Raw genomic sequence first — 25,065 nt, 5'->3', positions numbered from 1 at the left:
GACCATGCGACCATCCGGTATCCTTGAAACGGCGCTTTATGTTACGGACCTTGCGGCCGCCAAGGACTTCTATGCCGGCATTCTCGGGCTCGAGATCATATTGGAGACGCCGAAGCGGTCCATCTTTTTTCGCTGCGGCGCCGGTGTCCTCATCCTGTTCGATCCCGTGCTTATCAACGAGCGCCCGCCCGGCAGCCTGCCTATCCCCTCGCATGGGGCAACAGGCCCGGGCCACGTCTGTTTCAAGGCGACACGGGATGAAATCGCCGGATGGAAATCCCATCTTGAGGCAAATGGCATCGAGATCGAAAGCGAGTTCGATTGGCCTAACGGCGCGCGCTCGCTCTACTTCCGTGATCCCGCCGGAAACTCGATCGAATTCGCAGAACCGAAATTATGGAATTTGGAATGAGAAAACTCGAAAAGGGCAAACTGCTCGTCGCAAGTCACAATCAGGGCAAGATCAATGAGATGATCGACCTTCTGGGACCATTCGGCTTTGAAGTGGTTTCCGCTGGCGATCTCGGCCTGCCGGAGCCGGATGAGACCGGAACCACGTTCGAGCAAAATGCCTATATCAAGGCCTATGCAGCGGCGAAGGCGACCGGCCTCGTTGCGCTCTCCGATGATTCCGGCCTTTGCGTCGACGCGCTCGGCGGCGATCCCGGCGTTTACACGGCGAACTGGGCGGAACTTCCCGATGGAAAGCGCGATTTCAGCCACGGCATGGAAAAGGTGGAAAAGGCCTTGCAGGATAAGGGCGCGACAAGCCCCGACCAACGCAGCGGGCGTTTCGTATCCGTCATCTGCCTCGCCTGGCCGGACGGCGAAGCCAATTACTATCGCGGCGAGGTCGAGGGCGAGATCGTCTGGCCGCCGCGCGGCAGCGCTGGCTTCGGTTACGATCCCGTATTCAAGCCGGAAGGCTATGAGGCGACCTTCGGCGAGATGACAGCTGAACAGAAGCATGGCTGGAAGCCGGGTGACGAAAAGGCGCTGTCGCACCGCGCCCGTGCCTTCCAGCATTTCGCCAGGGATTGTCTGGACGCAGGATGACCCGCAACGATCCGATCACACGCCGGAGTTTTGCAGTTTGGCTCCCACCCTTTCCCCGTCTGGGAAGGGTCATTGCTGTTCAACGGGGTAGGGGACGGGTCTGATGGCGTCCTTGCCAGTGATTCCCGCCGCCCCGGACCTGCGGTCCGACCTTCTCCAAGAGTTCGAGGGTAAGGGAGGGCGCACGAAATCGCACCCCGACAAGGGCGAGAGCGGGTTTGGGGTCTATGTGCACTGGCCATTCTGCATGGCAAAGTGTCCCTACTGCGATTTCAATTCGCATGTGCGGCATCAGCCGGTCGACCAGAAGCGCTTCGCCGCTGCCTTTGCCCGCGAGCTCGCGACAATGCGCCAGCGCACCGGCGAGCGCACAGTGTCCAGCATATTTCTCGGCGGGGGGACTCCCTCGCTGATGCACCCCGATACGGTCGGCTCGGTTCTGGATGCGATCGCGCAGAACTGGCACGTGCCCGCGGGCATCGAGATCACCCTCGAAGCAAACCCCACCAGCGTGGAGGCTGATCGGTTTCGCGGCTATCGCGCCGCAGGCGTTAACCGCGTTTCGCTTGGCGTGCAGGCACTAAATGATGCCGATCTGCGCCGCCTCGGCCGCATGCATAGTGTCGATGAGGCACTTGCGGCGATCGGCCTTGCACGGGAAATCTTCCCGCGGCTGTCCTTCGACCTCATCTATGCGCGGCCGGACCAGAGCGTCGAGGCATGGCGTGAAGAACTTGTGCGTGCCATCTCCTTTGCCGCCGATCACCTCTCGCTTTACCAATTGACCATCGAAGAAGGCACGCCCTTCTACAATCTCTGGCAGGCAGGAAAGCTCGTTACGCCGGACGGCGATCATGCGGCCGCGCTCTATGCCGAAACGCAGGATGTGACTGCAAAGCACGGCCTGCCGGCCTACGAGATTTCCAATCATGCCATTCCGGGCGCCGAGTCGCAGCACAATCTCGTCTACTGGCGCTACGGCGAATATGTCGGTGTGGGACCCGGCGCTCATGGGCGCTTTGTCGAGGACAATATACGCGCCGTGACGATCACCGAGCGCCATCCTGAAACCTGGGTCGAAAAGGTCGAGGCAGCGGGACACGGCATTATCGAGGAAGAGCGCCTTGATCGCGAGCAGGAAGGCGACGAATTCCTGCTCATGGGTCTGCGGCTTGTCGAGGGGATCGACCTTGCGCGCTACGAACGTCTTACCGGGCACAGCGTCAAGGAGAAGCGGGTAATTTCCCTCGCCGAGCAGGGGCTTATCGAGTATGTCGGCAATAGCCGCATACGCACGACCCCGCAGGGCGCGATCGTTCTCAATGCGGTCATCGCCGATCTCGCGGCTTGAGGGGAAAAACAGGTGTCCGAAGCTGAAACCGGCGACCGGCATTATCAGATCGGCAGCGCCAGCTTCCGGGCTCGTCCGCTCGAGCCGGCGCTCTACATCGTGGCGACGCCCATCGGCAATCTCGGCGATATGACGATCCGCGGCGTCGAAACCCTTGCCGCCGCCGACATCATTGCCTGCGAGGATACTCGGGTGAGCCGCGTCCTGCTGGAGCGCTATGGCATTTCACGCCGCCCTTTCGCCTATCACGAGCACAATGCCGAAATCGCCGGCCCTAAACTGATCGAGGCGCTGCTTGCCGGAAAGAGCGTTGCACTCGTCTCTGATGCGGGAACGCCACTCGTCGCCGATCCCGGCGGCAGGCTGGTGCCGGAGGCCAAGGCGGCCGGAATCCGGGTGGTGCCGATCCCCGGCGCCTCATCTGTCCTCGCCGCGCTGACGGCATCGGGCCTCTTCAAGGACTCATTTTACTTTGCCGGCTTTTTATCGTCGAAACAGGGACAGCGTCGCGCCCGGCTGGCGGAGCTCAAGGCGCTCGATGCGGCGCTGGTTTTCTTCGAATCGCCCAACCGGGCTGCCGCGACGCTTGCGGATATGGCCGATATATTCGGGGCGGAACGCCCGGCTTCCCTCTGCCGCGAGTTGACCAAGACCTATGAGACCATCGTGACCCTACCGCTGAAGCATCTGGCCGAGACGTTCGCGGACGAGGATCGCATCCGCGGCGAGGTGGTTCTCGTCGTCGGTTCTCCCGTCGAGGATGCGAATATTCCCCGCTCCGACGAAGATGTCGACGCGTTGCTGCGCGCGCTTGTCCTCGAAATGTCGCCGGCAAAGGCGGCCGGAGAGGCGGCGCGCATGACCGGGCGGCCCAAGGGCGAGCTCTATCAACGGTTGCTGGCAATGAAATGAGCGCGCGGGGCGGCAGGCGCAAGGCATACCGCCGCGGCCACTCCGCCGAGCGGCTCGCCGCGCTCGCCCTCATGCTGAAGGGCTATCGCATAGTCACCCGCCGGTACCGCACCAAGGTCGGCGAGATCGATCTGATTGCCCGCCGCGGCAATATCGTCGCCATTATCGAGGTGAAGGCACGGGCACGGCTCGACCAGGCGATGGACTCGGTAAACATCCTCGCGCAGCGCCGCATTGAGGCGGCAGCCGATCAATGGCTGGCGCGCCAACCGGATCAGGCGTTGTTGTCCGTGCGGTTCGATCTTGTGGCGATCCTGCCCTGGCGCTGGCCGGTACATGTGCCTGCAATTTTTACAAGCTGAGGGTCGGCTGCAATTCGCCCAGTGTGACCCGGTGGTGGGCTCCAGATTGGATCCATCGCGACGCCGCTCAGAGCGTTGAGAATTTCATGGCACCGAGATGGCAAAGTCGGCCGCGCCAGTTCTACCTAAAAAGGGTGCTTGCATTTTCTGATTAACACTATAAAAGTGGTCGTGTATCGGTTGAAATTGCGCCCGCTTTGTTCCACCCTGAGGTGAGCGGGGCTGCTTGCTGTTTGATTGATAGAACGAGAATCTGCAAGCCCCCGGTTTTTCAGAAATTCCATGCTCCGCCTTCAGTTTCGGCGCATTTCTGTTCCTTATAAACCGCTGACCTTTCATGGATAATCCCTGCAACCATTGGGATTATCGCATTCATGTCCATCAGCAAGACCCAGCTTTCTGTCTTTCCAGCCTTTTTCCGCGTGCGGAATGAAGTGCTTGTGGTCGTGGGCAATGGCGAAGAGGCGCTTAACAAAGCGCGACTGCTCGATCAGACGAATGCGGCAATTCGCGTTGTCGCCGATGCGCCCGAACCGGAACTCGCGGCCTTCCTGCGCGATGGCGGATATGAACATGTCGCGGAAAAATTTGCTCCCAAGCAACTGACCGGTGCAAAACTGGTCTTCATCGCTACCGGCGATGAAGACCAGGATCGAGAGATTGCCGCCGAAGCACGCCGCCAGCACATTCCAGTCAACGTCGTCGACCGTCCCGACCTTTGCGATTTCTTCACGCCTGCCATCGTCAACCGCGCGCCGCTCGCAATCGCCATAGGTTCGGAAGGCACCGGTCCCGTTCTGACCCAGATGATCCGCGCCCGTATCGATGCGGCGTTTTCGCCCCGCCTTGGCGATCTTGCGCGCCTCGCCAACGCCTATCGGCCCGCGGTGGAGCGGCTGGTCATGAAGGGCTTGCCGCGTCGTTTGTTCTGGCGATCATTTTTTTCCGGTGATGTCGCAAGCAGTGTCTACAACAATGATCTTGCCGGCGCCCAAGCGGCGGCGGCGGCGCTGCTGGGCAACCAGGAAACGGGCCAAGGCTATGTCTGGCTGGTCGGCGCAGGCCCGGGCGCGGAGGATCTGCTGACCTTGCGGGCTCATCGCGTCCTCATGGAAGCCGATGTCATCGTTTATGACGCGCTGGTGCCGGACGCGGTTGTCGGCATGGGCCGCCGCGACGCCGCGCGCATTTCCGTCGGCAAGCGCAAGGGCTGCCATTCGAAGAGCCAGGGTGAGATCAATGATCTGCTCGTCGCGCTCGGCCGCGAAGGCAAGCGCGTCGTGCGGTTGAAATCAGGCGATCCGCTCGTCTACGGTCGCGCCGGCGAAGAGATGGCCGCGCTTCGCGATGCCGGAATTTCCTTCGAGATCGTTCCCGGCATCACCTCGGCCTTTGCCGCGGCTGCCGATATGAAACTGCCTTTGACTTTGCGCGGCGTTGCCTCCTCGCTCGTCTTCACGACGGGCCACGACATGACCGGCGAAGTCCTGCCGGATTGGGCCCGCCTTGCCATCTCTGGCGCGACGATCGCCGTCTATATGGGCCGCAGCGTCGCAGCTTCGGTGGCAGAGCGGCTGATCGCCGCTGGTCTTCATGCCGATACCGGGGTTGCCGTCATTGAAAATGCTGGGCGGACCGACCGTCGCATGTTCCACGGCACGTTGAACGACCTGCCGTCGCTTGAGCGGCGCGGGGATTTGAGCGGTCCCGTCATGGTCGTCATCGGTGACGCCGTTGCTGGCGCCGCCATCGACAAGGCCGAAGCACTTTCCGCCCGGAACCAGAATTCCGTGGCGCCGCGCCACCTTGAAACCAATGCTGCCTGAACGCGAAGGATCACGATCATGAGTGTCAAAGTTCTTACCGCAAATCGCCTGACCGACGGTGAAGCCGTCTGGCTCGGCGCCAATGGCGAATGGCTCGAACAGATCGATGGTGCGCTAATCGCCCGTCACGCCGAAGCGGTGACCGCGCTTGAGGAAGCGGGCAAGGCAGCGATCAAGTCCAACCTCGTTATCGACGTTAATGTGATCGATGTCGAAGAGCGCGGCACTAATCTGTATCCGCTGCGTCTGCGCGAACGTATCCGCCAACTCGGTCCCACCATCCGCCTCGATCTCGGCAAGCAAGCTGAAAAGCCCAAAGCCTCGGCCGCTTAAATTCCTGAAGGTTCGCATTCATGTATCGTTATGACGAGTTTGACCACGCATTCGTTTCTGCCCGCGTGGACCAATTCAAGGATCAGGTGGAGCGCCGTCTCGCCGGCGAATTGACCGAGGACCAGTTCCGGCCGCTGCGGCTGATGAACGGCGTCTATCTGCAGCTGCATGCCTATATGCTGCGCGTCGCCATTCCCTATGGCACGCTGTCGAGCCCCCAGATGCGCAAGCTCGCCCATATCGCCCGCCATTATGATCGAGGCTACGGTCATTTCACGACGCGGCAGAACCTGCAGTACAATTGGCCGGCACTGAAAGACATGCCCAAGGTTCTCGATGAACTGGCATCGGTCGAGATGCACGCGCTGCAGACCTCGGGCAATTGCATTCGCAACGTGACGGCGGACCATTTCGCCGGTGCGGCGGCTGACGAAGTCGCCGACCCGCGTCCCTATGCGGAGATCCTGCGTCAGTGGTCGTCGATGCACCCCGAGTTTTCGTACCTGCCGCGCAAGTTCAAGATCGCGGTGACAGGAGCCGAGCGCGATCGCGCCGCCATCCAGGTGCACGACATCGGCCTCCATCTAAAGAAGAACGAAGCCGGCGACCTTGGCTTTGCAGTCTATGTCGGCGGCGGGCAGGGCCGCACGCCAATGGTGGCCAAGAAAATCAGGGATTTCCTCCCGGTAGAGGATCTCCTGACGTATACGACCGCGATCATGCGCGTTTACAATCTCAACGGCCGCCGTGACAACAAATACAAGGCCCGCATCAAGATTCTGGTGCATGAAACCGGGACCGAGGAATTGACCCGCCAGGTCGAGACCGAGTGGCAGGTGCTCAAGGATAGCGACCTCAAGCTGCCGCAGCAGGACGTCGATGCAATCGACAGCTATTTCCGCGCGCCCAACCTGCCGCAGCGCCCGGAAGGGTGGTCGGGTCTTGCCGCCGCGCGCAAGGCGGATCATGCCTTTGCGACATGGGTCGATCAGAACGTCACGCCGCACAAAAACCCGGATTATGGCGTCGTAACCATCTCGCTCAAGCCCATCGGCGGCATTCCGGGCGATGCAACTGACGCGCAGATGGACCTCGTCGCCGATATTGCCGAGAAGTTTTCGCAAGACGAGATCCGTGTCAGCCACGAGCAGAACCTTGTTCTCCCGCATGTTGCGATCGCCGATCTGCGCATCGTCTACGACCTGCTTCTGACCGACGGCCTTGCAACGGCCAATGCGGGTCTCATCACCGATATCATCGCGTGCCCCGGCCTCGACTATTGCGCCCTCGCCAATGCCCGCTCGATCCCGGTGGCTCAGCGCATTTCCGAGCGCTTCGGCCAGCCGGATCGCCAGGCGGATATCGGCGAGCTCAAGATCAAGATCTCGGGCTGCATCAACGCCTGTGGCCACCACCATGTTGGCCACATCGGCATTCTCGGCGTCGAGAAGAAGGGCGAGGAGCTCTATCAGATTTCGCTGGGCGGCTCGGGCGACGAGATCTGCACCATCGGCGATATTACCGGCCGCGGCTTCTCGTCCGAAGAGATCGTCGATGCGGTCGAGACCATCGTCGACCGTTATCTTGAAATCCGTACCGACAAGGAAGAGACGTTCCTTGCCGCCTACCGTCGTGTGGGAGCCGCGCCGTTCAAGGATGCGCTCTATAGCGAGGCTGCAAATGCTGCTTGAGTTCAACGAGCAAACGGTGGCGGATGAAGCACGCTCGCTCGAAGCCCGGTACGGCAAGCTCGAGCCGCTGGATGTCATCGAACTCGCCATCGACCACCTCTTCAATGAGGAGATCGCTGTTGTCTCGTCGTTCGGGGCGGAATCCTCGGTATTGCTTCACATGATCGCGCAGATCGATCGGGCAACGCCGGTGCTTTTTCTGGAGACAGGCAAGCATTTTCCCGCAACTTTGCGCTATCGCGACCAGCTGGTCAGCGAGCTTGGCTTGACTGACGTGCATGACATTCACCCGCTCAAGCAGAGCCTGAAGGATGAAGATCCCTTTGGCGCGCTGTCCATGACCAACAAGGACCGCTGCTGCTATATCCGCAAGGTCGAGCCGATGGCGCGCGCGGTTGCGCCCTATCGCGCCTGGATGACGGGCCGCAAGCAGTTCCAGGCCTCGACACGCTCCAGCCTGGCAATCTTCGAGTCGGTCGGCTCGCGCGTCCGTATCAATCCGCTGGCCCACTGGACCTCGGCCGACCTCAAGGCCTATATGGGCGCGCATGAATTGCCGCCTCATCCGCTGGTTGCCGAAGGCTACCGTTCGATTGGCTGCATGCCTTGCACGTCGCCGGTCAAGGACGGCGATGACGACCGGGCCGGGCGCTGGGCCGGGTCGGACAAGACCGAATGCGGTATTCACCTGACTGGCCTTACCGACCAGTTGAGCAATATTTCACTGACGGATTCGAATTTATGAGCGACATTTCCGAAAAGCCCGCCGGCGAACTCTGGGGCCGCGAAGGATTTCGCGAAGATCCCTATATCACGGCTGCCTCTGTCGACGAGGCCGGCGACGCGCCGGCGGTCATCCTGCCGCTCGCCGTCTGGCTTGGTCTTGAGGACGATGTGCGTTTTGCAACGAACCGGCGCATCGGCGTATCCGTGGCGCCCGGCGAGAACATCGAGCCGCTGCTGGGCTTGCTCGACCGCATTCCGCTGATCGCCCTCGAATTTCCCGCCTTCAATGACGGGCGCTCCTACTCGAAGGCTGAAATGCTGAAAAATCAGCGTCACTTCAAAGGCGAGCTGCGCGCGGTGGGCGACGTTCTGATCGATCAGGTCGCCTATATGCTGCGGACCGGTTTCGATACGCTGAAGGTGTCGCATGCGGTCACGCTGGAGCGGCTTGCCGATCACAACCTTCACGATGCGCCGGTCTATTACCAGCCTGGCAGGGGATCGCATACTGCCCCCGGAACCTATAGCTGGCGCCGCGTCCCGGTCGCCTAAACCCCTTCACGACATCACCTGGAAAGCACTTATGTCCGACACGATTGAAACAGATGTGGTTATTGTTGGCGCGGGTCCCGTGGGCCTTTTTGCTGTGTTCGAGCTCGGCCTGCTCGATCTTCGCGCCCATGTCATCGACATTCTCGACCGGCCGGGCGGCCAGTGCGCCGAACTCTATCCTGAAAAGCCGATCTATGACATTCCGGGCCTGCCGGAGGTGACCGGTCAGGCGTTGACCGACAATCTTTTGAAGCAGATTGCGCCCTTTAACCCGCAGTTCCATTTCTCGACCATGGTAACCGCGCTGACCAGGCTTGAAGAAGGCCGCTTCCGCGTCGAAACCGATGCGGACGAGGTGTTCATCACCAAGGTCATCGTCATTGCCGCCGGCGGCGGGTCGTTCCAGCCGAAGCGTCCGCCCGTGCCGCATATCGAGCATTATGAGGGAACGAGCGTCCACTATGCGGTTCGCAAGATCGAAGCTTTCCGCGGCCATGACGTCGTCATCGTCGGCGGCGGCGACTCGGCGCTCGACTGGACCCTTAACCTCGAGCCTGTGGCGAAATCGGTAACACTCGTGCATCGCCGCCCGGAATTCCGCGCCGCGCCCGACAGCGTCAACAAGATGTGGGCACTGGAGAAGGAAGGCCGCGTAAGGTTCCGTATGGGCCAGGTCAGCAATCTAGAGGGCGCCGACGGGCAACTGTCCAAGGTTGTCATCAAGGGCGCCGAGGGCGACGAGCATCTGGAAGCTGGCCGCCTGCTGCCGTTCTTCGGCCTCACCATGAAGCTCGGCCCGATCGCCGATTGGGGCCTCAATCTTGATCAGAACCTGATTGCGGTCGACACGGAGAAATTCGAGACCTCCGAACCCGGCATCTTCGCCATTGGCGACATCAATACCTATCCCGGCAAGTTGAAGCTCATCCTGTCGGGCTTCCACGAGGCCGCGCTCATGTCACAGGCGGCAAAGCGGATCGTATCGCCTGGCGAGCGTATCATCTTCCAGTACACGACATCATCCACCTCCCTGCAGAAGAAGCTGAAGGCAGCATAGGACTGATGAGCGACGACGCCCTCTATATCCACGTCACCGATCAGCACGGCAAACGCCATACGCTCGAGGCCCTCGAAGGCTTTCGTGTGATGGAGGTCATTCGCGATTGGGGACTGGACATCAAGGCCGAGTGCGGCGGCGCCTGCGCCTGCGGCACTTGCCATGTCTATGTCGGCGAGGATTGGACGGAAAAGCTTTACGAGCCACAGGATGAGGAAATCGACCAACTCGACGTGACTTTCCACGTCGAGGATAATTCGCGCCTGTCCTGCCAGCTGATCATGACGCCGGAACTCAACGGACTTGAAGTAACGCTCGCACCAGACACGCAGCGCGCTAGCGTCGCGGCCTAGCTTCTAGATCACAACGACACGCGCGCCGAGCGGCACCCGCGCATATAGATCCATCACATGCTCGTTGATCATGCGGATGCAGCCATTGGAAACGGCGCGGCCAATGCTCCACGGCTCCGTCGTGCCGTGGATGCGATAATAGGTGTCGCGGCCGTTTCGGTAGAGGTAGAGCGCCCGCGCGCCGAGCGGATTGTGGGGTCCCCCCGACACGCCGCCGGCGTAGCGCGCATATTTGTTCGGCTGGCGGCTGATCATGCCCTGGGTCGGTACCCACCTGGGCCACACTTCCTTGCGCCCGATCTTGGCGCTGCCGTGGAAGGCGCGCCCGGCCCGGCCGACGCCGACGCCGTAGCGCCGCGCTGTAAACCCGTCCTCGACCAGATAGAGAAAACGGCTGCGCGGGTCGATGACGACCGTGCCCGGCGCATAGGACGAATCGAAGGAAACATATTGCGGCTGGAAGACCGGGTTGATGACGAATGGTTTGCGGGCAGGCTTTGCAAGCGCTGCCTGCGGCGCTGCCGCCGCTGCAAGAACACCGGTCAAGAATAAGCGTCGCGTCAGCATCTCATCCCCCAACTTGGCTGCTGTCCGTCAAAGGACACTACACTTCCAGGAGGATTCTGTCCGGAAATTACTGAGCCATGGTTTACGTCGGCTCAACTTTTTGTGATGGAATGGCGGCCGTGAACGACCGCCATCGGAGCGTCAGGAGATACGTCCTATGCGTTCGATCAAAAGGTCGAAGAAGCCTTCATCATCGACGTCACGGATGTAATAGGCATTGCTTGGCCGGTCGGTAACGCCCCACCAGTCGACCACGGTCATGCCGAGCGTCAGCTCATTGGCTGTGTCCACCGTCACATTGCAGGTCCGGCCGCGATAAAGTTCCGGCTTGAGCAGATAGGCAATCACATTCGGGTCATGCAGCGGCCCGCCGTCGCTACCATATTTTTCCTCGTCGAAACGCTCGAAGAATTCGAGGAGCTCGACGCAAGCATCGCCGGCGCGCGTTCCCATATTGCGGAAGCGGTCCACCCGCTTTGCCGTCGAAAGCGCCTTGTGCGTCACATCGAGCGGCAGGATCGTGACGGGAACGCCGGATTGCAGCACGATCTGCGCCGCGTGGGGATCGACGTGGATATTGAACTCGGCAGTCGGCGTTATATTGCCGCCTTCGAAGAAGCCGCCGCCCATGAGCACGATCTCGCGGATGCGCGGAGCAAGTTCCGGCGCCCTGATGAGGACCTGCGCCACGTTTGTGAGCGGACCGAGCGCGCAGAGCGTGACGCTGCCTGGCTCCTCGCAGCGCAATGTCTCGATGATGAAATCGACCGCGTGCTGCGCTTGGAGCGGCATGGTCGGCACCGGCAGGTCGGGCCCGTCAAGTCCGGTCTTGCCATGAACATGTTCGGCGGTAATCAGGGGGCGCAGCAGCGGCCGGTCAGCGCCGGCAAAGACTTTCGCATCCGGGCGGCCGGCAAGTTCGCAGATCTTCCGGGCATTGAGCTCGGTCAGCGCCAGCGGCACGTTTCCGGCGACTGCGGTTATGCCAAGCACGTCAAGTTCGGGGCTGGAAAAGGCTAGAAGGATGGCAAGGGCATCATCTTGGCCGGGATCGGTATCGATTATGATTTTACGCGTCATTTCCTACTTTCTCGCGACCTGAATCCGGCCCTCTCTTGAACTCCGTGATTCGATCGACCATATCATTTGGCAAAGGCGAAATGCTGTCGAACACGGGTTTCGCTTTTAGGTCGCTTTTATCAAGGACTGCACCAATGACACGAATGACGCCATTTTCAAGCCCCTTGCTGCTTGGTTTCGACTCGATGGAAAAGACGCTGGAGCGCATAGCGAAATCCGGCGACGGCTATCCACCCTACAATATCGAGCGCATACGCGGCGCGAACGACCGCGAACAGCTTCGCATCGTTCTGGCAGTGGCCGGTTTCTCCAACGAAGACCTCGAAGTCACGACGGAGGACAACCAGCTGGTCATTCGCGGCAGGCAGGCCGATGAAGGCGAACGGGAATATCTGCATCGCGGTATCGCCGCGCGCCAGTTCCAGCGGATTTTCGTACTTGCCGATGGAATGCGCGTAAGCGCTGCCTCGCTGAAGAATGGGTTGTTGTCGATCGACCTCGATCGGCCGGAACCCGAACGGTTGGTTAAGCGCATAAACATTGCGGTAGAGGACTGACCGTAGCTCTAACAGGACAGGGCTTCGAAATAGACTGTCCGAATATGGAGGCTGACATGCAAAACACTGTTCACAAAAGCCCGTTCTCGGATCTTGAATTTGCACGGCTTGGCGCCGGACAGGTCGCCTATATGCGCAAGGTCAAGACCGACGAGCTCGCCCACAGCTTTCCGGCGCTGCCGCCGATGACGCCGGGTGTCGAGCTCTGGGCCCTCTTTGGCGCCAATGGCGATCCGATCGTCCTCTCCGATGAGCGCGACAATGTCCTCGTCGGCGCCCAGGAACATGAACTGCGCACCGTAATGCTGCAGTAAAACCGGATAAGCGTGGTTCAGACCTTGACGGCCTGTTCCACGCGATCCTCCGCCCCAAACACTTCCAGATAGCGCTTTATCTCCGCCGGATCGCCCGTCGCTTTCTTCGGGTTGTCGGAAAGCTTGACCGCCGGCCGACCATTGGTTTCGCTGACCTTGCAAACCAGCGAGATGGCGTTGAGCCGGTCATTGTAGCGCGGCGCGCAATCCTCGAAATCATTGGTGAGGTTGGTGCCCCAGCCAAAGCTCATGCGCACCTTGCCGCGAAAATGGTGATAGGTCTCCTCGATCGTATCGACATCGAGACCATCCGAGAAGACCAGCAGTTTCTGGCGCGGGTCCTTTCCCTTCGACCGCCACCAGGCGAGGATCTTTTCGCCGCCCTCGATCGGAGGCGCGCTGTCGGGGCGAAAACCAGTCCAGTCAGCCACCCAGTCCGGCGCATCGCGCAGGAAGGCTGCGGTGCCAAATGCATCAGGGAGCACAATCAGCAGGTTGCCACCATAGTAGCGGTTCCAGTCCTGCAGGACCTTGTAGGGCGATTTGAGCAGCTCCGCCCTTGTCGTGCTGAGCGCCGCAAGCACCATCGGCAACTCGTGGGCATTGGTGCCGAGCGCCTCGAGATCATTGTCCATCGCCATCAGAACATTGCTCGTACCGGTGAAAGCAGGGCCGATCCCCTCCTTCAGCGCCTCGACGCACCAGCGCTGCCATAAAAACGAGTGGCGCCGCCGCGTGCCGAAATCGGAAATCCGGATATCTGGGAGCGCGCGCAGGCGTTCGACCTTCGACCACATCTTGGCCTTGGCGCGGGCATAAGTGACGTCGAGTTCGAAGCGTCCCATCTGTTTCATGGCGGCGCGCGAGCGCAACTCGTTGATGATCGTCAGCGCCGGGATCTCCCACATCGTCGTATACATCCACGGCCCGTAGAAATTCAGGACATATTGCCCGTCCTGCCGCGTAAGCTCATATTCGGGCAATTGGAAATTCGTCAGCCATTCGAGGAAATCCGGCTCGAATATCTGCCGCTTGCCGTAGAACGTATTACCGCCGAGCCAGATCATTTCCTTCTTGCTGAAGCGCACCGTCCGCGCGTGGTCGAGCTGAGCCCGGAGTTCATGCTCGTCGATTTCGTCGGCAAGCCGGACCCGCGTCGTCCGGTTGATCAGGGTGAAGGTGGCATCGACCTTGGGATAGAGCCCCCAGATCATCTGCAGCATCAGAAGCTTGTAGAAATCCGTGTCGAGCAGACTGCGGACGATGGGATCGAGCTTCCATGTGTGGTTGAACACACGCCGTGCGATGTCGGTCTTGGTCGCCATATGGCCGCTCTCCTTCCGAATATTCCGCCAGCCATGTTGCACGGCAACTATCCGCCTTCAAGCGGAGCTGGCTAAATTCAGCGAAGCGGCTCTTCCATTAAATATTTGTAACCTCACCGAATTGTCATTAACGGTTCAGGCAAAGCACCCTATCTTCGCTCCACATTCGCCTGTTCGCGCTCGATGACGCGTTGAGGTATAATCAATTTAGGCGCTGGCTCTGCTTTGACGCGGGACCGGCGTTTTGGAGTGACGTATGAAGGTTTGGAAACAACTGGCTCTGGCTTTGGTAATCCTTGGTGCTGCCGGGGCAGGCTGGCTGTACCTCTTTCCTGGCGCAAGTGATTTCCTGAAGAAGGCCGGCATCGATCGCAGCGCAACCACGGCGGCGACCGCGCCGGCTGGCGGGCAAAAGCAGAAGCGCAGCGGTCAGCCCTTGCCGCTCGTCACGGTTCGTGCGGCCGCCGATGCGAAGATCAATGACCGGCTGACGGCGATCGGAACGGGCAAGGCCAAGAGCTCCGTCTCCGTGACACCCTATGCCGCCGGCCGTCTTACCGAGATACTCGTTACCTCCGGCAGCCACGTGCAGAATGGCGACGTCATTGCCCGGCTCGATTCCGAATCGGAAAGCATCCTGGCAGACAAGGCGCGGACGGCTCTCAAGGATGCCGAGACAAAGCTGAAGCGCGCCCAGAATCTCTCGACGACCAACACCGTCTCAGCGGTCCAGGTATCCGACGCCGAACTCGTCGTTGAAAATGCACGGCTGAACCTGCGCGAAGCCGAACTTGCCTTGGATCGCCGCGCCATCCGGGCGCCGATCGGCGGCACCGTCGGCATCTTCCCGATCAATGCCGGCAACTACGTCGTCACCACCACGCAGGTCGCCTCCATCGACGACCGGTCGGAACTCCTTGTCGATTTCTGGGTACCGGAACGGTTTGCACCGGCCGTGACCATTGGTGCCGAGGTTTCGGCAAGCTCGATTGCCCGCCCTGGAGAATCCTTCAAGGGCGCAGTCAGTGCCATCGACAACCGGGTCGATCCGACGAGCCGCACGCTTCACGTCCAGGCGAAGATCACCAACCCGAAGGATACGCTGCGCGAGGGCATGGCGTTCCAGGTGTCGCTCGGTTTTCCGGGCGAGACCTATCCGACGGTTGATCCGCTGGCGATCCAGTGGGGGACGGATGGCGCCTATGTCTGGCGCATTGTCGACAACAAGGCATCCCGGGTGCCGGTGCGGATCGTCCAGCGCAACACCACCAACGTACTCGTCGACGCCGATATCAAGCCGGGCGACCAGATCGTCGCCGAAGGCGTGCAGTCGGTGCGGCAGGACGGCCTCGTGCAAATTCAGGGCCAGCCCGCTCCTGACCAGGCAAGTCCTTTGGCTTCCGTCGGCGAGCAGGGCTGAGGCAGCGCCATGAGCAGTTCGAAAGGCCAGGCCGACTTTACCGCCCTTTTCATTCGCCGTCCGGTTCTGTCGCTGGTGTTGAACGCCCTGATCGTCGTCGCCGGACTGGCGGCGTTTTACGGCGTCGATGTCCGTGAACTGCCCGACGTCGACCGTCCCGTGGTGACCGTGAGTACGGATTTCACCTCGGCGGCAGCAGAAACGGTCGATCGCGAACTGACATCCGCCATCGAAGGCGCCGTATCCCGCGTCTCGGGGGTCAAGTCCATTTCATCGAGCTCGTCCTTCGGCAATAGCCGCGTGACGGTCGAGTTCAACGACAATGTCGACCTCAATGTCGCCGCCGCCGATATGCGCGATGCGATCAGCCGCATCTCCAACACGCTGCCCGACGAAGCCGACCCGCCGCGCATCGTCAAGGCGGACGCCAATTCCGACGCTGTCATGCGCCTCGCGGTCACGTCCGACACGATGGCGGTGGAGGACATGACGGTACTCGTCGAAGACCAGATCGAAGACGTGCTGGCCTCGGTGCCCGGCGTCGCCGATGTTCAGATCAACGGCAACCGCAGCAAGATTTTCCGCATCGATATCGACCAGGGCAAGCTTTCCGGTCTCGGCATGAACATCGCCGATATCCGCAACGCGCTGAACACCATGGCCTTCGACACGCCGGCAGGCCAGCTCAACAGCAATGACCAGAGCATTGTCGTGCGTGCGCAGGCGCCGGTGACGACGCCCGAAGATTTCGAGAACATCATCATCAAGAACCAGACGCGCATCCGCGACGTCGCCACCGTCACGCTCGGGCCCGATATCGGCACCTCGTCGCTACGCGCCAACGGCAAGACCGGCATCGGCCTTGGCATCATTCGTCAGGCGCAGTCGAATACGCTCGACATCTCGAAGGGCGTACGCGCCGCAGTGGAGGAACTGCAAAAGACGCTGCCGAAGGGCGTCGACATTCGGGTGACCAGCGATGATGCCGACTTCATCAACGGCGCCGTGCACGAGGTCGAGATCGCGCTTGGCGCGTCTGTCCTCATCATCATCCTGATCATCTATCTCTTCCTTTGGGATTTCAAGGCGACCTTGATACCGGCAGTCAGCATGCCGGTCGCGCTGATCGGCACGATCTCGGCGATCTATCTCGCTGGTTTCTCCATCAACATCCTGACGCTGCTCGCTCTCGTTCTCGCAACCGGCCTCGTCGTGGACGATGCCATTGTTGTCCTTGAAAATATCGTTCGGCGCCGCAACCAGGGCATGGGGCCGCGCGCTGCGGCGGTGCTCGGCACGCAGGAAGTGTTCTTTGCCGTCATCGCCACAACGGTCACCTTGGCGGCAGTGTTCGTGCCGCTTTCCTTCCTCCCCGGGCAGACAGGCGGGCTTTTCCGCGAGTTCGGCTTCGTGCTCGCCATCTGCGTACTGCTCTCGGCCGTCGTCGCGCTGACGCTCTGCCCCATGCTTGCTTCGCGGCTCTTGAGCGCCAGCGAGCGGCGGCATGAGGAAGTTGCTCACGCGCCCGGTGTTGTCGGCCGCATTGGCAGCTGGTTCGGCGGCCTCTATGCGCGCATGCTGCATGCCTGCCTCGCTGCCCCGTGGATCGTCGTCATTGTCTCGGTCCTGTTTGCCGGCGCCGCCTTCGGCGCATTTTCGCTGCTCAAGCAGGAACTGACGCCCACCGAGGACCGGGCGGCGGCCTTCCTGCGCATAACGGCGCCGCAGGGCGTCAGCCTTGAATATCTCGGCGATGAGATGCGCAAGATCGAGGCGCTCATCCAGCCGTTGCGCGATGCCGGCGAGATCGAGAATACCTTCTCCATCGCCGGGCAGAACGGCAACACCAATCGCGGTTTCATGGTGCTGAGCCTTGCCAAGTGGAAGGAACGCCACCGCAGCCAGCAGGAAATCGTCGCCGACGTTTCGCGCCTTGTGCGCGATATTCCCGGCATCCAGGTCTTTGCCGCGCAGCCCAATTCGCTTGGCATTCGCGGGGCCGGCAATGGTCTGCAATTTGCCGTCGTCGGCAGCAGCTATTCGGAACTTGGGACCACCGCAGCAAAGATCGTCTCCGAACTGGAGAAGGACCCTCGCTTCGACCGACCGCGCCTGACCAACGAGCCGACGCAGCCCCAGCTCGCCGTATCGATCGACCGCGAGCGCGCCTCCGATCTTCGCATCGATATCAGCGGGCTGGCGGAAGCGCTGCAGTCGGTCCTTGATGGCTACAAGGTCGGCTCGGTCTATATCGAGGATCGCAGCTTCGACGTGAAGCTCGTCGCGACCATCAATCCGATCAACGATCCGACCGATCTGGAGAACGTGTTCCTGCGCACCGGCGATGGTCGTTTCGTGCCCATGTCGACAATCGCCAAGCTCACCGAGGTGGCAGTCCCGCCTGCACTTACCCGCGAACAGCAGATGCGTTCGGTCGCGGTCACCGCCGGGCTGCGTGCCGATTTTGCCCTTGGCGATGCCTATAAGGTGGCGCAACAGGTGGCTGCGCCGTTGCTGCCGCCCGGCTACCGTCTCATTCCGCTTGCTGAAGCGGCGACGCTCGGCGAAAATTCGGCAAGCATGATGGTGACCTTCGGCTTCGCCCTCTTGATCATTCTGCTTGTGCTTGCAGCGCAGTTCGAAGGCTTCATCAGCGCTATCATCGTCATGGCGACAGTGCCGCTCGGTCTTGCCTGTGCCGTCTTCGCCATGGTGATGACGGGCACCAGCATGAACGTCTACAGCCAGATCGGCCTGGTGCTGCTCGTCGGTATCATGGCCAAGAACGGTATTCTTATCGTCGAGTTCGCCAATCATCTGCGCGACCAAGGCAAAGGCGTGCGCGAGGCCATCGAAGAGGCGTCGAACATCCGCTTGCGTCCCGTCGTCATGACGATGCTCTGCGCGATCCTCGGCGGCGTTCCGCTCGTCCTTGCCAGCGGCGCCGGCGCTGAAGCGCGCATCGCGCTCGGCTGGGTGATTGTCGGCGGGCTGGGTCTCGCCACCGCTTCGACGCTGTTCCTGACGCCGGTCGCCTATCTGCTGCTCGCGGGCTTCTCCAAGCCGAAGATCGAGGAAGAGGCGCGTCTCAACCGCGAATTGCTCGAAGTCGATTCGCGACCCCGCCTCGCGGCCGAATAGCCTTCTCCGCAACATTCCAACGCCTGTCTCGACGCAGACGGGCGTTCGTTGCAATCTGCTCGGCAAAATATTGACCGTTTGATAAAAAATTTGACCTTCTGTCAAAATATGGCATTCTTCCCTTAGAGGAGCCGGACGAACCGGCCCACGAAAATGGCAGCGACCCCTGGGAACCGGACGCGGCCGGAAAGAGGAGATGCGATTTTATGGGATCGATCGATTCTGCAATCCGTGACGTCAGGACCGGACGTCTTCCAGCCGAAGACTATGCGGATGTCTTTTCCGACCTCCATCCGCCTCTGACACGGCACGAGGCTTTCATTGAATCTGATCGCTGCTATTTTTGCTACGACGCTCCTTGCATGAATGCGTGCCCGACCGGCATCGACATTCCGCTCTTCATCCGCGAGATCAACGCCGACAATCCGACCGGATCGGCCAAAACCATTTTATCGGAGAATATTCTCGGTGGAATGTGCGCCCGCGTCTGCCCGACCGAAACCCTTTGCGAACAGGCCTGCGTGCGTGAAATCGCCGAAGGCAAGCCGGTGAAGATCGGCCTGTTGCAGCGTTATGCGACCGACCACCTGATGGCGAACGGTAAACATCCCTTCCAGCGCGCAGAACCGTCCGGCAAATCCGTGGCGGTAGTCGGGGCAGGACCGGCAGGGTTGTCTGCAGCGCATCGCCTGGCGATGCGCGGCCATGACGTGACGATCTTCGAGGCGCGACCCAAGGCCGGCGGTCTGAACGAATATGGTATCGCCGCCTATAAGACACCGGATGACTTTGCCCAGAAGGAACTCGATTTCATCCTCGAGATCGGCGGCATTACCATTCAGAACGATAAGGCGCTTGGACGCGATGTAAGCCTCGATGCATTGCATGCCGGCTTCGATGCCGTCTTTCTCGGCATCGGCCTGCCGTCCGTCAACGAACTCGGGCTCGAAGGCGAAGATGCGGCCGGCTGTATCGACGCGGTCGACTACATCTCGGTGCTGCGCCAGAGCGACGACCTTTCGGAAATTGCCGTCGGTCGCGATGTGGTCGTCATTGGCGGCGGCATGACGGCTATCGACGTCGCCGTGCAGACCAAACTGCTTGGCGCCGAAAATGTCATTATCGCTTACCGCCGCGGCCCGGAGCATATGAATGCCAGCGCCTTCGAACAGGAACTGGCGCTGAAGAACGGGGTCATCATCCGCCATTGGCTGCAGCCCCGAGAACTTACTCGCAACGAACATGGCGAAGTCTGCGGCATTACCCTGGATTACACCGCCATCACGGATGGCCGTCTCAGCGTGACAGGCGAAAGCATCACGCTCGCCAGCGACCAGATTTTCAAGGCTATCGGCCAGGCTCCGGCGGCCAGCCTTCTGGCAGAGGCAGGCATTGCGCTTTCGCGCGGCCGTATCAGTGTTGACGAGGAAGGCAGAACCTCGATCCCGGGGATCTGGGCCGGCGGCGACTGCGTTGCCGATGGTGAGGATCTGACCGTTGCGGCGGTGCAGGACGGCAAGATTGCCGCCGAATCCATTCATCGCGCCTTGATGCAGAAGCCGGAAAAGGTCACGGGTTTTGTCGAGGCCGTCATGGCCGACAATGCCAAGGCGACCGACAGTACGCATAAACCCAGTCACCCACGCCACGTGGCGGGCTGAAGGAGATCGACATGGCTGATCTATCGACGAATTTCCTCGGCATCAAATCGCCCAATCCGTTCTGGCTGGCTTCGGCCCCACCGACCGACAAGGCCTATAATGTGGAGCGCGCCTTCAAGGCCGGCTGGGGCGGCGTCGTCTGGAAGACCCTAGGTGAGGAGGGCCCGCCGGTCGTCAATGTCAATGGCCCGCGCTATGGCGCCATACACGGGCCGGATCGCCGACTGCTGGGCTTCAACAATATTGAGCTCATCACGGACCGTCCGCTTGAAGTAAATCTCCGCGAAATGACAGAGGTGAAAAAGAAGTGGCCCGATCGCGCCTTGATCGCGTCGATCATGGTGCCGTGCGAAGAGCAGGCGTGGAAGGCGATCCTGCCGCTAGTCGAAGCAACGGGCGCTGATGGCATCGAGCTGAATTTCGGCTGCCCGCATGGCATGTCCGAGCGCGGCATGGGATCTGCCGTCGGCCAGGTACCGGAATATATCGAAATGGTCGTGCGCTGGTGCAAGCAGTACACCCGCATGCCGGTTATCACCAAGCTGACCCCAAATATTGCTGATATCCGCAAGCCGGCGCGCGCGGCGAATGCGGGTGGAACCGATGCCGTGTCGTTGATCAATACGATCAATTCCATCGTCTCCGTCGATCTCGATAATTTCGCCCCGGTCCCGTCCATCGACGGGCGCGGCTCGCATGGCGGCTACTGCGGCCCGGCGGTAAAGCCGATTGCGCTCAACATGGTGGCGGAGATCGCCCGCGATGGCGAAACCCGGGACCTGCCCATTTCCGGCATCGGCGGCATAACCACCTGGCGCGACGCGGCGGAATATATTGCCCTCGGTTGCGGCAATGTGCAGGTATGCACGGCGGCCATGACCTACGGCTTCAAGATCGTGCAAGAGATGATCTCCGGTCTTTCCGACTGGATGGATTCGCGCGGCTTCAAGACGATCGAGGATTTCCGCGGCCTTGCGGTCCCGAACGTATCGGACTGGCAATATCTCAACCTCAACTACATTACCAAGGCGCGGATCGACCAGGACCTCTGCATCAAGTGCGGCCGCTGCTACATCGCCTGCGAGGATACCTCACACCAGGCCATCACCTCCATGGTCGATGGGGCGCGGCACTTCGAAGTGATCGATGAAGAGTGCGTTGGCTGCAATCTCTGCGTCAACGTTTGCCCGGTCGACAATTGCATCAGCATGGTGCCGATGACGGCTGGCGTCGATCCGCGCACGAAGCTGCCGATCAAGCCGGACTATGCCAACTGGACGACCCATCCGAACAACCCGATGGCAAAGGTCGCCGCGGAGTAAGGAGCTAGCCCCGCGGCTTTATCCCATTGAGGATGATGCTGAGCACCGCCTGCGCCGTCTGTTCGCGAAAGCCCGGACGGCCGACCTGGCTGCCCATGATCGCCCGGACCTGGACGTCGAAATCAGCGTAATGCTGCGTGGTCGCCCAGATCATGAAGATCAGGTGGTAGGGATCGACCGGGGCAAGCTTGCCTTCGCCGACCCAACGGCGAATGACTGCCGCCTTCTCGTCGACGAGCGGCTTCAGATGCGTGGTCAGAAACTCGCTGATCGCCGGCGCGCCATGCAACACTTCGTTGGCAAACAGCCGCGACGCCGCCGGATGGCTTTCCGACATGCTGATCTTGAGCGTGATGTACTTGCGCAATTGCTCGATCGGATCGCCGTCTGGATCGATGTCGGCGAGCGGCGCCAGCCACTCCGCCAGCGTCTCTTCGAGCAGCGTCACATAGATGTTCTGCTTGCGCGGAAAATAATAGAGGAGGTTCGGTTTCGACATGCCGGCTTTCTCGGCAATCTGGTCGATCGTGGTGCCGCGAAAGCCATAGGTGGAAAAAGCGTCGAGCGCGGCGTCGAGGATGAGGCGGCGATTGATTTCCTGTATGCGAGTCGTCTTTTCAGGAACCGCGCCTGCGCTGGTTTTGGCCGCTCTCCCCATGCACCCGCTCTCCTTTCAGACCGCGACAAGATGACAGTTCTGTTGCCGGCCGCCATGGCCGGAAAAACCGACAAAGCGCTTGACCGCTTTCCTATGCTCTTCTAGCCTGCATTTTGACCAAGTAGTCAAGTTTTTGATTGTGCCAGACGCACAGTCATTCGGGAACAAAAAACAATCGGCCCCAAACGGGCCATCTGCGATCAGGAGGCGAGTCACATGTCCAAGGCGGCAATGGGGACCAATAATCTCGACGCGTTCTGGATGCCGTTCACGGCCAACCGCCAGTTCAAGCAGGACCCGCGTCTGCTCGTCAGTGCCAAGGACATGCATTTCAAATCACATGACGGCCGGGAGATTCTCGACGGCACCGCGGGGCTCTGGTGCTGCAATGCCGGTCACGCCCGGCCGAAGATTGTCGAAGCCGTGCAGAAGCAGGTTGCAGAACTCGACTACGCGCCCGCCTTCCAGATGGGCCATCCCAAGGTCTTCGAGCTTGCCGCACGCCTCGCGGCCATGCTGCCGTCGCCGATCGACCATGTGTTTTTCACCAATTCGGGTTCTGAGGCGGTCGATACTGCGCTCAAGATCGCCATCGCCTATCACCGCGCCAAGGGCAACGGCACCAAGGTCAAGCTAATCGGCCGCGAACGCGGCTATCATGGCGTCGGCTTCGGTGGCATTTCCGTCGGCGGCATATCGGGCAATCGCAAGACCTTCGGCAATGCGCTCGGCGGCATCGATCATATTCGCCACACGCATGATCCGGCACGCAATGCTTTTACGCGCGGCGAGCCCGAATACGGCGTCGAATTCGCCGATGATCTCGAACGGGTCATCGCGCTTCATGATGCCTCCAATATCGCCGCGGTCATTGTCGAGCCGGTGGCTGGCTCAACCGGCGTCCTGATACCGCCAAAGGGTTATCTGAAGCGCCTGCGCGAAATCTGCAGCAAGCACGATATTCTTCTGATTTTCGACGAGGTCATTACCGGTTTCGGCCGGCTCGGCGCGCCCTTTGCCGTGGATTATTTCGGCGTTATTCCGGATCTCGTCACCACTGCGAAAGGCATTACCAGCGGTGTCATCCCGATGGGCGCGGTCTTTGCCACGCGGCAGATTTACGAGGCCTTCATGACGGGCCCGGAAAACATGATCGAGCTTTTCCACGGCTACACCTATTCCGGCCACCCCGTCGCCTGCGCCGCTGCGCTCGCAACCCTCGATACCTATGAGGACGAGGGCCTGATGACGCGCGCGGCTGATCTTGCCGGTTACTGGGCCGACGCGCTGCATGCCTTGAAAGGCTTGCCCCACGTCGTCGATATCCGCAATCTCGGATTGATCGGCGCCGTCGAACTCGAGCCGATCGACGGCGCGCCGACCAAGCGCGCCTTCCAGGCCTTCCTCGATTCCTACGAAAAAGGCCTGCTCATCCGCACGACCGGCGATATCATCGCCCTGTCGCCGCCGCTGATCATCAGCAAGGGGCAGATCGAACACCTCTTCGATACGCTGGCCGACGTTCTGAAAAATCTCGCATAGAGGCACGCCCGATGACGCTCACTGGAAATCTCAGGATCAATGGCGACCGTCTCTGGGACAGCCTGATGGAAATGGCAAAGATCGGGCCGGGCCTGCGCGGCGGCAACAACCGCCAGACCCTGACAGATGAGGACGGCGAAGGCCGGCGCCTGTTCCAGGGGTGGTGCGAAAAAGCTGGCCTGTCGATGGGTGTCGATACGATGGGCAACATGTTCTTCATGCGCCCGGGAACTGACCCCGACGCTCTGCCTGTCTATGTCGGCAGTCATCTCGACACGCAGCCGACGGGCGGGAAGTTCGATGGCGTTCTCGGCGTCCTTGGCGGGCTCGAACTCGTCCGCACGTTGAACGATCTCAATATCCGGACCAAGCACCCGATTGTCGTCGTCAACTGGACCAACGAGGAAGGCACGCGCTTCGCTCCGGCCATGCTGGCGTCCGGGGTCTTTGCCGGCGTGCTCGACCAGGATTGGGCCTATCAGCGCGAGGATGCCAAGGGCAAGAAATTCGGCGACGAGCTGGAGCGGATCGGCTGGAAGGGCGACGAGAAGGTCGGCGCGCGCAAGATGCATGCGCTGTTCGAATTGCACATCGAGCAGGGTCCGATCCTGGAGGCCGAGGGCAAGGACATCGGCGTCGTCACCCACGGGCAGGGCCTGTGGTGGCTGCAGATCACCCTGACCGGCAAGGAAAGCCATACCGGCTCGACGCCCATGCCTATGCGCAAGAATGCCGGGCTCGGCATGGCGCGCATCACCGAGCTTGTCCATGAGGTCGCAATGGCGCACCAGCCGAGCGCCGTCGGTGCTATCGGCCATGTCGACGTCTATCCGAACTCGCGCAACGTCATCCCGGGAAAGGTTGTTTTTACCGTCGATATTCGCTCGCCCAATATTGCCACGCTTAACGCCATGAAGGCAGAAATCGAGGCGAAGGCAGCCGGGATCGCCAAGGAACTCAGCCTGGGCATAGAGATCGAGGAAGAAGGCCATTTCGATCCGGTCGCATTCAACGCCGGCTGCGTGACGGCGGTGCGCAACGCCGCCGAGCGGCTCGGCTACAGCCATCGCAACATCGTCTCGGGCGCTGGCCACGATGCTTGCTGGATCAACCGCGTGGCGCCGACGGCAATGGTCATGTGCCCTTGCGTCGACGGCCTCAGCCACAACGAAGACGAGGACATCAAGAAGGAATGGGCGACAGCCGGCGCCGACGTGCTGCTGCATGCTGTGCTGGAGACTGCGGAGGTTGTCAGCTAA

24 protein-coding genes are annotated in these 25,065 nt (G+C 60.9%); 20 read left to right on the top strand and 4 right to left on the bottom strand.

The window, feature by feature from the left end:
• Positions 1-4: 4 nt before the first annotated feature.
• The 12 genes from BR48_RS0107960 (at position 5) to BR48_RS0107905 (ending at position 10,219) form a co-directional block, all read left to right on the top strand.
• On the top strand, positions 5-412 hold the full coding sequence (locus BR48_RS0107960) for a VOC family protein (RefSeq protein WP_027230806.1): 408 nt from the start codon (positions 5-7) through the stop codon (positions 410-412).
• Positions 409-1,056, top strand: a complete 648-nt coding sequence (gene rdgB / locus BR48_RS0107955; protein WP_027230805.1) for an RdgB/HAM1 family non-canonical purine NTP pyrophosphatase — start codon at positions 409-411, stop codon at positions 1,054-1,056. The genes BR48_RS0107960 and rdgB overlap by 4 nt, the downstream gene beginning before the upstream one ends.
• A gap of 103 nt (positions 1,057-1,159) precedes the next feature.
• The gene (hemW, locus tag BR48_RS0107950; RefSeq protein ID WP_081815796.1) at positions 1,160-2,407 is read left to right on the top strand and encodes a radical SAM family heme chaperone HemW; all 1,248 of its coding nucleotides are present in this window, start codon (positions 1,160-1,162) and stop codon (positions 2,405-2,407) included.
• A 12-nt stretch (positions 2,408-2,419) separates the two neighbouring features.
• Positions 2,420-3,319, top strand: a complete 900-nt coding sequence (gene rsmI, locus BR48_RS0107945) for a 16S rRNA (cytidine(1402)-2'-O)-methyltransferase (protein ID WP_027230803.1) — start codon at positions 2,420-2,422, stop codon at positions 3,317-3,319.
• A complete protein-coding gene (locus BR48_RS0107940) occupies positions 3,316-3,681 on the top strand; it encodes a YraN family protein (protein ID WP_027230802.1) in 366 nt (121 codons plus the stop codon). Before rsmI ends, BR48_RS0107940 begins: the two co-directional genes overlap by 4 nt.
• 374 nt (positions 3,682-4,055) lie before the next feature.
• Positions 4,056-5,507 (top strand): siroheme synthase CysG, encoded by a 1,452-nt coding sequence (gene cysG, locus BR48_RS0107935; protein WP_027230801.1) that lies wholly within the window; start codon positions 4,056-4,058, stop codon positions 5,505-5,507.
• Positions 5,508-5,525: 18 nt separating this feature from the next.
• Entirely contained in the window at positions 5,526-5,840 is a 315-nt protein-coding gene (locus BR48_RS0107930) for a DUF2849 domain-containing protein (protein WP_027230800.1), read from the top strand.
• A 20-nt stretch (positions 5,841-5,860) separates the two neighbouring features.
• Positions 5,861-7,531 (top strand): nitrite/sulfite reductase, encoded by a 1,671-nt coding sequence (locus BR48_RS0107925; RefSeq protein WP_027230799.1) that lies wholly within the window; start codon positions 5,861-5,863, stop codon positions 7,529-7,531.
• Positions 7,521-8,276, top strand: a complete 756-nt coding sequence (locus BR48_RS0107920; protein ID WP_027230798.1) for a phosphoadenylyl-sulfate reductase — start codon at positions 7,521-7,523, stop codon at positions 8,274-8,276. The genes BR48_RS0107925 and BR48_RS0107920 overlap by 11 nt, the downstream gene beginning before the upstream one ends.
• A complete protein-coding gene (locus BR48_RS0107915; protein WP_027230797.1) occupies positions 8,273-8,809 on the top strand; it encodes a DUF934 domain-containing protein in 537 nt (178 codons plus the stop codon). The genes BR48_RS0107920 and BR48_RS0107915 overlap by 4 nt, the downstream gene beginning before the upstream one ends.
• A 31-nt stretch (positions 8,810-8,840) precedes the next feature.
• On the top strand, positions 8,841-9,866 hold the full coding sequence (locus BR48_RS0107910) for an NAD(P)/FAD-dependent oxidoreductase (protein WP_027230796.1): 1,026 nt from the start codon (positions 8,841-8,843) through the stop codon (positions 9,864-9,866).
• 5 nt (positions 9,867-9,871) lie between these two features.
• Complete coding sequence (locus tag BR48_RS0107905; RefSeq protein WP_027230795.1) at positions 9,872-10,219, top strand: 2Fe-2S iron-sulfur cluster-binding protein; 348 nt, start codon at positions 9,872-9,874, stop codon at positions 10,217-10,219.
• Between the two features lie 3 nt (positions 10,220-10,222).
• Here the strand turns inward: BR48_RS0107905 and BR48_RS0107900 are convergent, their stop codons facing one another.
• Together BR48_RS0107900 and BR48_RS0107895 are read right to left on the bottom strand one after the other, a co-directional pair.
• Complete coding sequence (locus BR48_RS0107900; protein ID WP_027230794.1) at positions 10,223-10,786, bottom strand: L,D-transpeptidase; 564 nt, start codon at positions 10,784-10,786, stop codon at positions 10,223-10,225.
• Between the two features lie 141 nt (positions 10,787-10,927).
• Positions 10,928-11,866: a nucleoside hydrolase gene (locus BR48_RS0107895; protein WP_027230793.1), complete on the bottom strand. Its 939-nt coding sequence runs from the start codon at positions 11,864-11,866 to the stop codon at positions 10,928-10,930.
• Between the two features lie 134 nt (positions 11,867-12,000).
• Here BR48_RS0107895 and BR48_RS0107890 point away from each other — a divergent pair, with 134 nt between their 5' ends.
• A complete protein-coding gene (locus tag BR48_RS0107890; protein WP_027230792.1) occupies positions 12,001-12,423 on the top strand; it encodes an Hsp20 family protein in 423 nt (140 codons plus the stop codon).
• Between the two features lie 56 nt (positions 12,424-12,479).
• Complete coding sequence (locus tag BR48_RS0107885) at positions 12,480-12,737, top strand: DUF1150 family protein (RefSeq protein WP_051614838.1); 258 nt, start codon at positions 12,480-12,482, stop codon at positions 12,735-12,737.
• A 17-nt stretch (positions 12,738-12,754) separates the two neighbouring features.
• On the opposite strand, the gene pncB is transcribed toward BR48_RS0107885, so the two are convergent.
• A complete protein-coding gene (pncB, locus tag BR48_RS0107880) occupies positions 12,755-14,062 on the bottom strand; it encodes a nicotinate phosphoribosyltransferase (protein ID WP_036813531.1) in 1,308 nt (435 codons plus the stop codon).
• Between the two features lie 256 nt (positions 14,063-14,318).
• Between pncB and BR48_RS0107875 the strand changes: the two genes are divergently transcribed.
• From BR48_RS0107875 to preA, 4 genes are all read left to right on the top strand, one after another.
• Positions 14,319-15,482 carry an efflux RND transporter periplasmic adaptor subunit gene (locus tag BR48_RS0107875; RefSeq protein WP_027230789.1) on the top strand — a complete coding sequence of 388 codons (1,164 nt, stop codon included), beginning with the start codon at positions 14,319-14,321 and terminating at the stop codon, positions 15,480-15,482.
• 9 nt (positions 15,483-15,491) lie between these two features.
• On the top strand, positions 15,492-18,623 hold the full coding sequence (locus BR48_RS0107870; protein WP_027230788.1) for an efflux RND transporter permease subunit: 3,132 nt from the start codon (positions 15,492-15,494) through the stop codon (positions 18,621-18,623).
• 206 nt (positions 18,624-18,829) lie between these two features.
• A complete protein-coding gene (locus tag BR48_RS0107865; protein WP_027230787.1) occupies positions 18,830-20,284 on the top strand; it encodes an NAD(P)-dependent oxidoreductase in 1,455 nt (484 codons plus the stop codon).
• An 11-nt stretch (positions 20,285-20,295) separates the two neighbouring features.
• On the top strand, positions 20,296-21,606 hold the full coding sequence (preA, locus tag BR48_RS0107860) for an NAD-dependent dihydropyrimidine dehydrogenase subunit PreA (RefSeq protein WP_027230786.1): 1,311 nt from the start codon (positions 20,296-20,298) through the stop codon (positions 21,604-21,606).
• Positions 21,607-21,610: 4 nt separating this feature from the next.
• Here preA and rutR read toward each other — a convergent pair whose 3' ends face one another.
• Positions 21,611-22,264, bottom strand: a complete 654-nt coding sequence (gene rutR, locus BR48_RS0107855; RefSeq protein WP_027230785.1) for an HTH-type transcriptional regulator RutR — start codon at positions 22,262-22,264, stop codon at positions 21,611-21,613.
• A 216-nt stretch (positions 22,265-22,480) separates the two neighbouring features.
• Here rutR and BR48_RS0107850 point away from each other — a divergent pair, with 216 nt between their 5' ends.
• Together BR48_RS0107850 and BR48_RS0107845 are read left to right on the top strand one after the other, a co-directional pair.
• Positions 22,481-23,806, top strand: coding sequence for an aspartate aminotransferase family protein (locus BR48_RS0107850; RefSeq protein WP_027230784.1), 1,326 nt, complete (start codon positions 22,481-22,483; stop codon positions 23,804-23,806).
• Positions 23,807-23,817: 11 nt separating this feature from the next.
• Positions 23,818-25,065 (top strand): Zn-dependent hydrolase, encoded by a 1,248-nt coding sequence (locus tag BR48_RS0107845; protein WP_027230783.1) that lies wholly within the window; start codon positions 23,818-23,820, stop codon positions 25,063-25,065.

This window comes from Phyllobacterium sp. UNC302MFCol5.2 (genome assembly GCF_000686005.1).
Taxonomy (GTDB): Bacteria; Pseudomonadota; Alphaproteobacteria; order Rhizobiales; family Rhizobiaceae; genus Phyllobacterium; species Phyllobacterium pellucidum.
The sequence above is the reverse complement of the archived record's forward strand: the minus strand, read 5'-3'. Positions and strand labels throughout refer to the sequence as shown.

Coding starts and splice junctions, on each gene's coding strand:
- BR48_RS0107960 (WP_027230806.1), top strand. CDS start 5: ATGCGACCATCCGGTATCCTTGAAACGGCGCTTTATGTTACGGACCTT.
- rdgB (WP_027230805.1), top strand. CDS start 409: ATGAGAAAACTCGAAAAGGGCAAACTGCTCGTCGCAAGTCACAATCAG.
- hemW (WP_081815796.1), top strand. CDS start 1,160: ATGGCGTCCTTGCCAGTGATTCCCGCCGCCCCGGACCTGCGGTCCGAC.
- BR48_RS0107940 (WP_027230802.1), top strand. CDS start 3,316: ATGAGCGCGCGGGGCGGCAGGCGCAAGGCATACCGCCGCGGCCACTCC.
- cysG (WP_027230801.1), top strand. CDS start 4,056: ATGTCCATCAGCAAGACCCAGCTTTCTGTCTTTCCAGCCTTTTTCCGC.
- BR48_RS0107930 (WP_027230800.1), top strand. CDS start 5,526: ATGAGTGTCAAAGTTCTTACCGCAAATCGCCTGACCGACGGTGAAGCC.
- BR48_RS0107925 (WP_027230799.1), top strand. CDS start 5,861: ATGTATCGTTATGACGAGTTTGACCACGCATTCGTTTCTGCCCGCGTG.
- BR48_RS0107920 (WP_027230798.1), top strand. CDS start 7,521: ATGCTGCTTGAGTTCAACGAGCAAACGGTGGCGGATGAAGCACGCTCG.
- BR48_RS0107915 (WP_027230797.1), top strand. CDS start 8,273: ATGAGCGACATTTCCGAAAAGCCCGCCGGCGAACTCTGGGGCCGCGAA.
- BR48_RS0107910 (WP_027230796.1), top strand. CDS start 8,841: ATGTCCGACACGATTGAAACAGATGTGGTTATTGTTGGCGCGGGTCCC.
- BR48_RS0107905 (WP_027230795.1), top strand. CDS start 9,872: ATGAGCGACGACGCCCTCTATATCCACGTCACCGATCAGCACGGCAAA.
- BR48_RS0107900 (WP_027230794.1), bottom strand. CDS start 10,786: ATGCTGACGCGACGCTTATTCTTGACCGGTGTTCTTGCAGCGGCGGCA.
- BR48_RS0107895 (WP_027230793.1), bottom strand. CDS start 11,866: ATGACGCGTAAAATCATAATCGATACCGATCCCGGCCAAGATGATGCC.
- BR48_RS0107890 (WP_027230792.1), top strand. CDS start 12,001: ATGACACGAATGACGCCATTTTCAAGCCCCTTGCTGCTTGGTTTCGAC.
- BR48_RS0107885 (WP_051614838.1), top strand. CDS start 12,480: ATGCAAAACACTGTTCACAAAAGCCCGTTCTCGGATCTTGAATTTGCA.
- pncB (WP_036813531.1), bottom strand. CDS start 14,062: ATGGCGACCAAGACCGACATCGCACGGCGTGTGTTCAACCACACATGG.
- BR48_RS0107875 (WP_027230789.1), top strand. CDS start 14,319: ATGAAGGTTTGGAAACAACTGGCTCTGGCTTTGGTAATCCTTGGTGCT.
- BR48_RS0107870 (WP_027230788.1), top strand. CDS start 15,492: ATGAGCAGTTCGAAAGGCCAGGCCGACTTTACCGCCCTTTTCATTCGC.
- BR48_RS0107865 (WP_027230787.1), top strand. CDS start 18,830: ATGGGATCGATCGATTCTGCAATCCGTGACGTCAGGACCGGACGTCTT.
- preA (WP_027230786.1), top strand. CDS start 20,296: ATGGCTGATCTATCGACGAATTTCCTCGGCATCAAATCGCCCAATCCG.
- rutR (WP_027230785.1), bottom strand. CDS start 22,264: ATGGGGAGAGCGGCCAAAACCAGCGCAGGCGCGGTTCCTGAAAAGACG.
- BR48_RS0107850 (WP_027230784.1), top strand. CDS start 22,481: ATGTCCAAGGCGGCAATGGGGACCAATAATCTCGACGCGTTCTGGATG.
- BR48_RS0107845 (WP_027230783.1), top strand. CDS start 23,818: ATGACGCTCACTGGAAATCTCAGGATCAATGGCGACCGTCTCTGGGAC.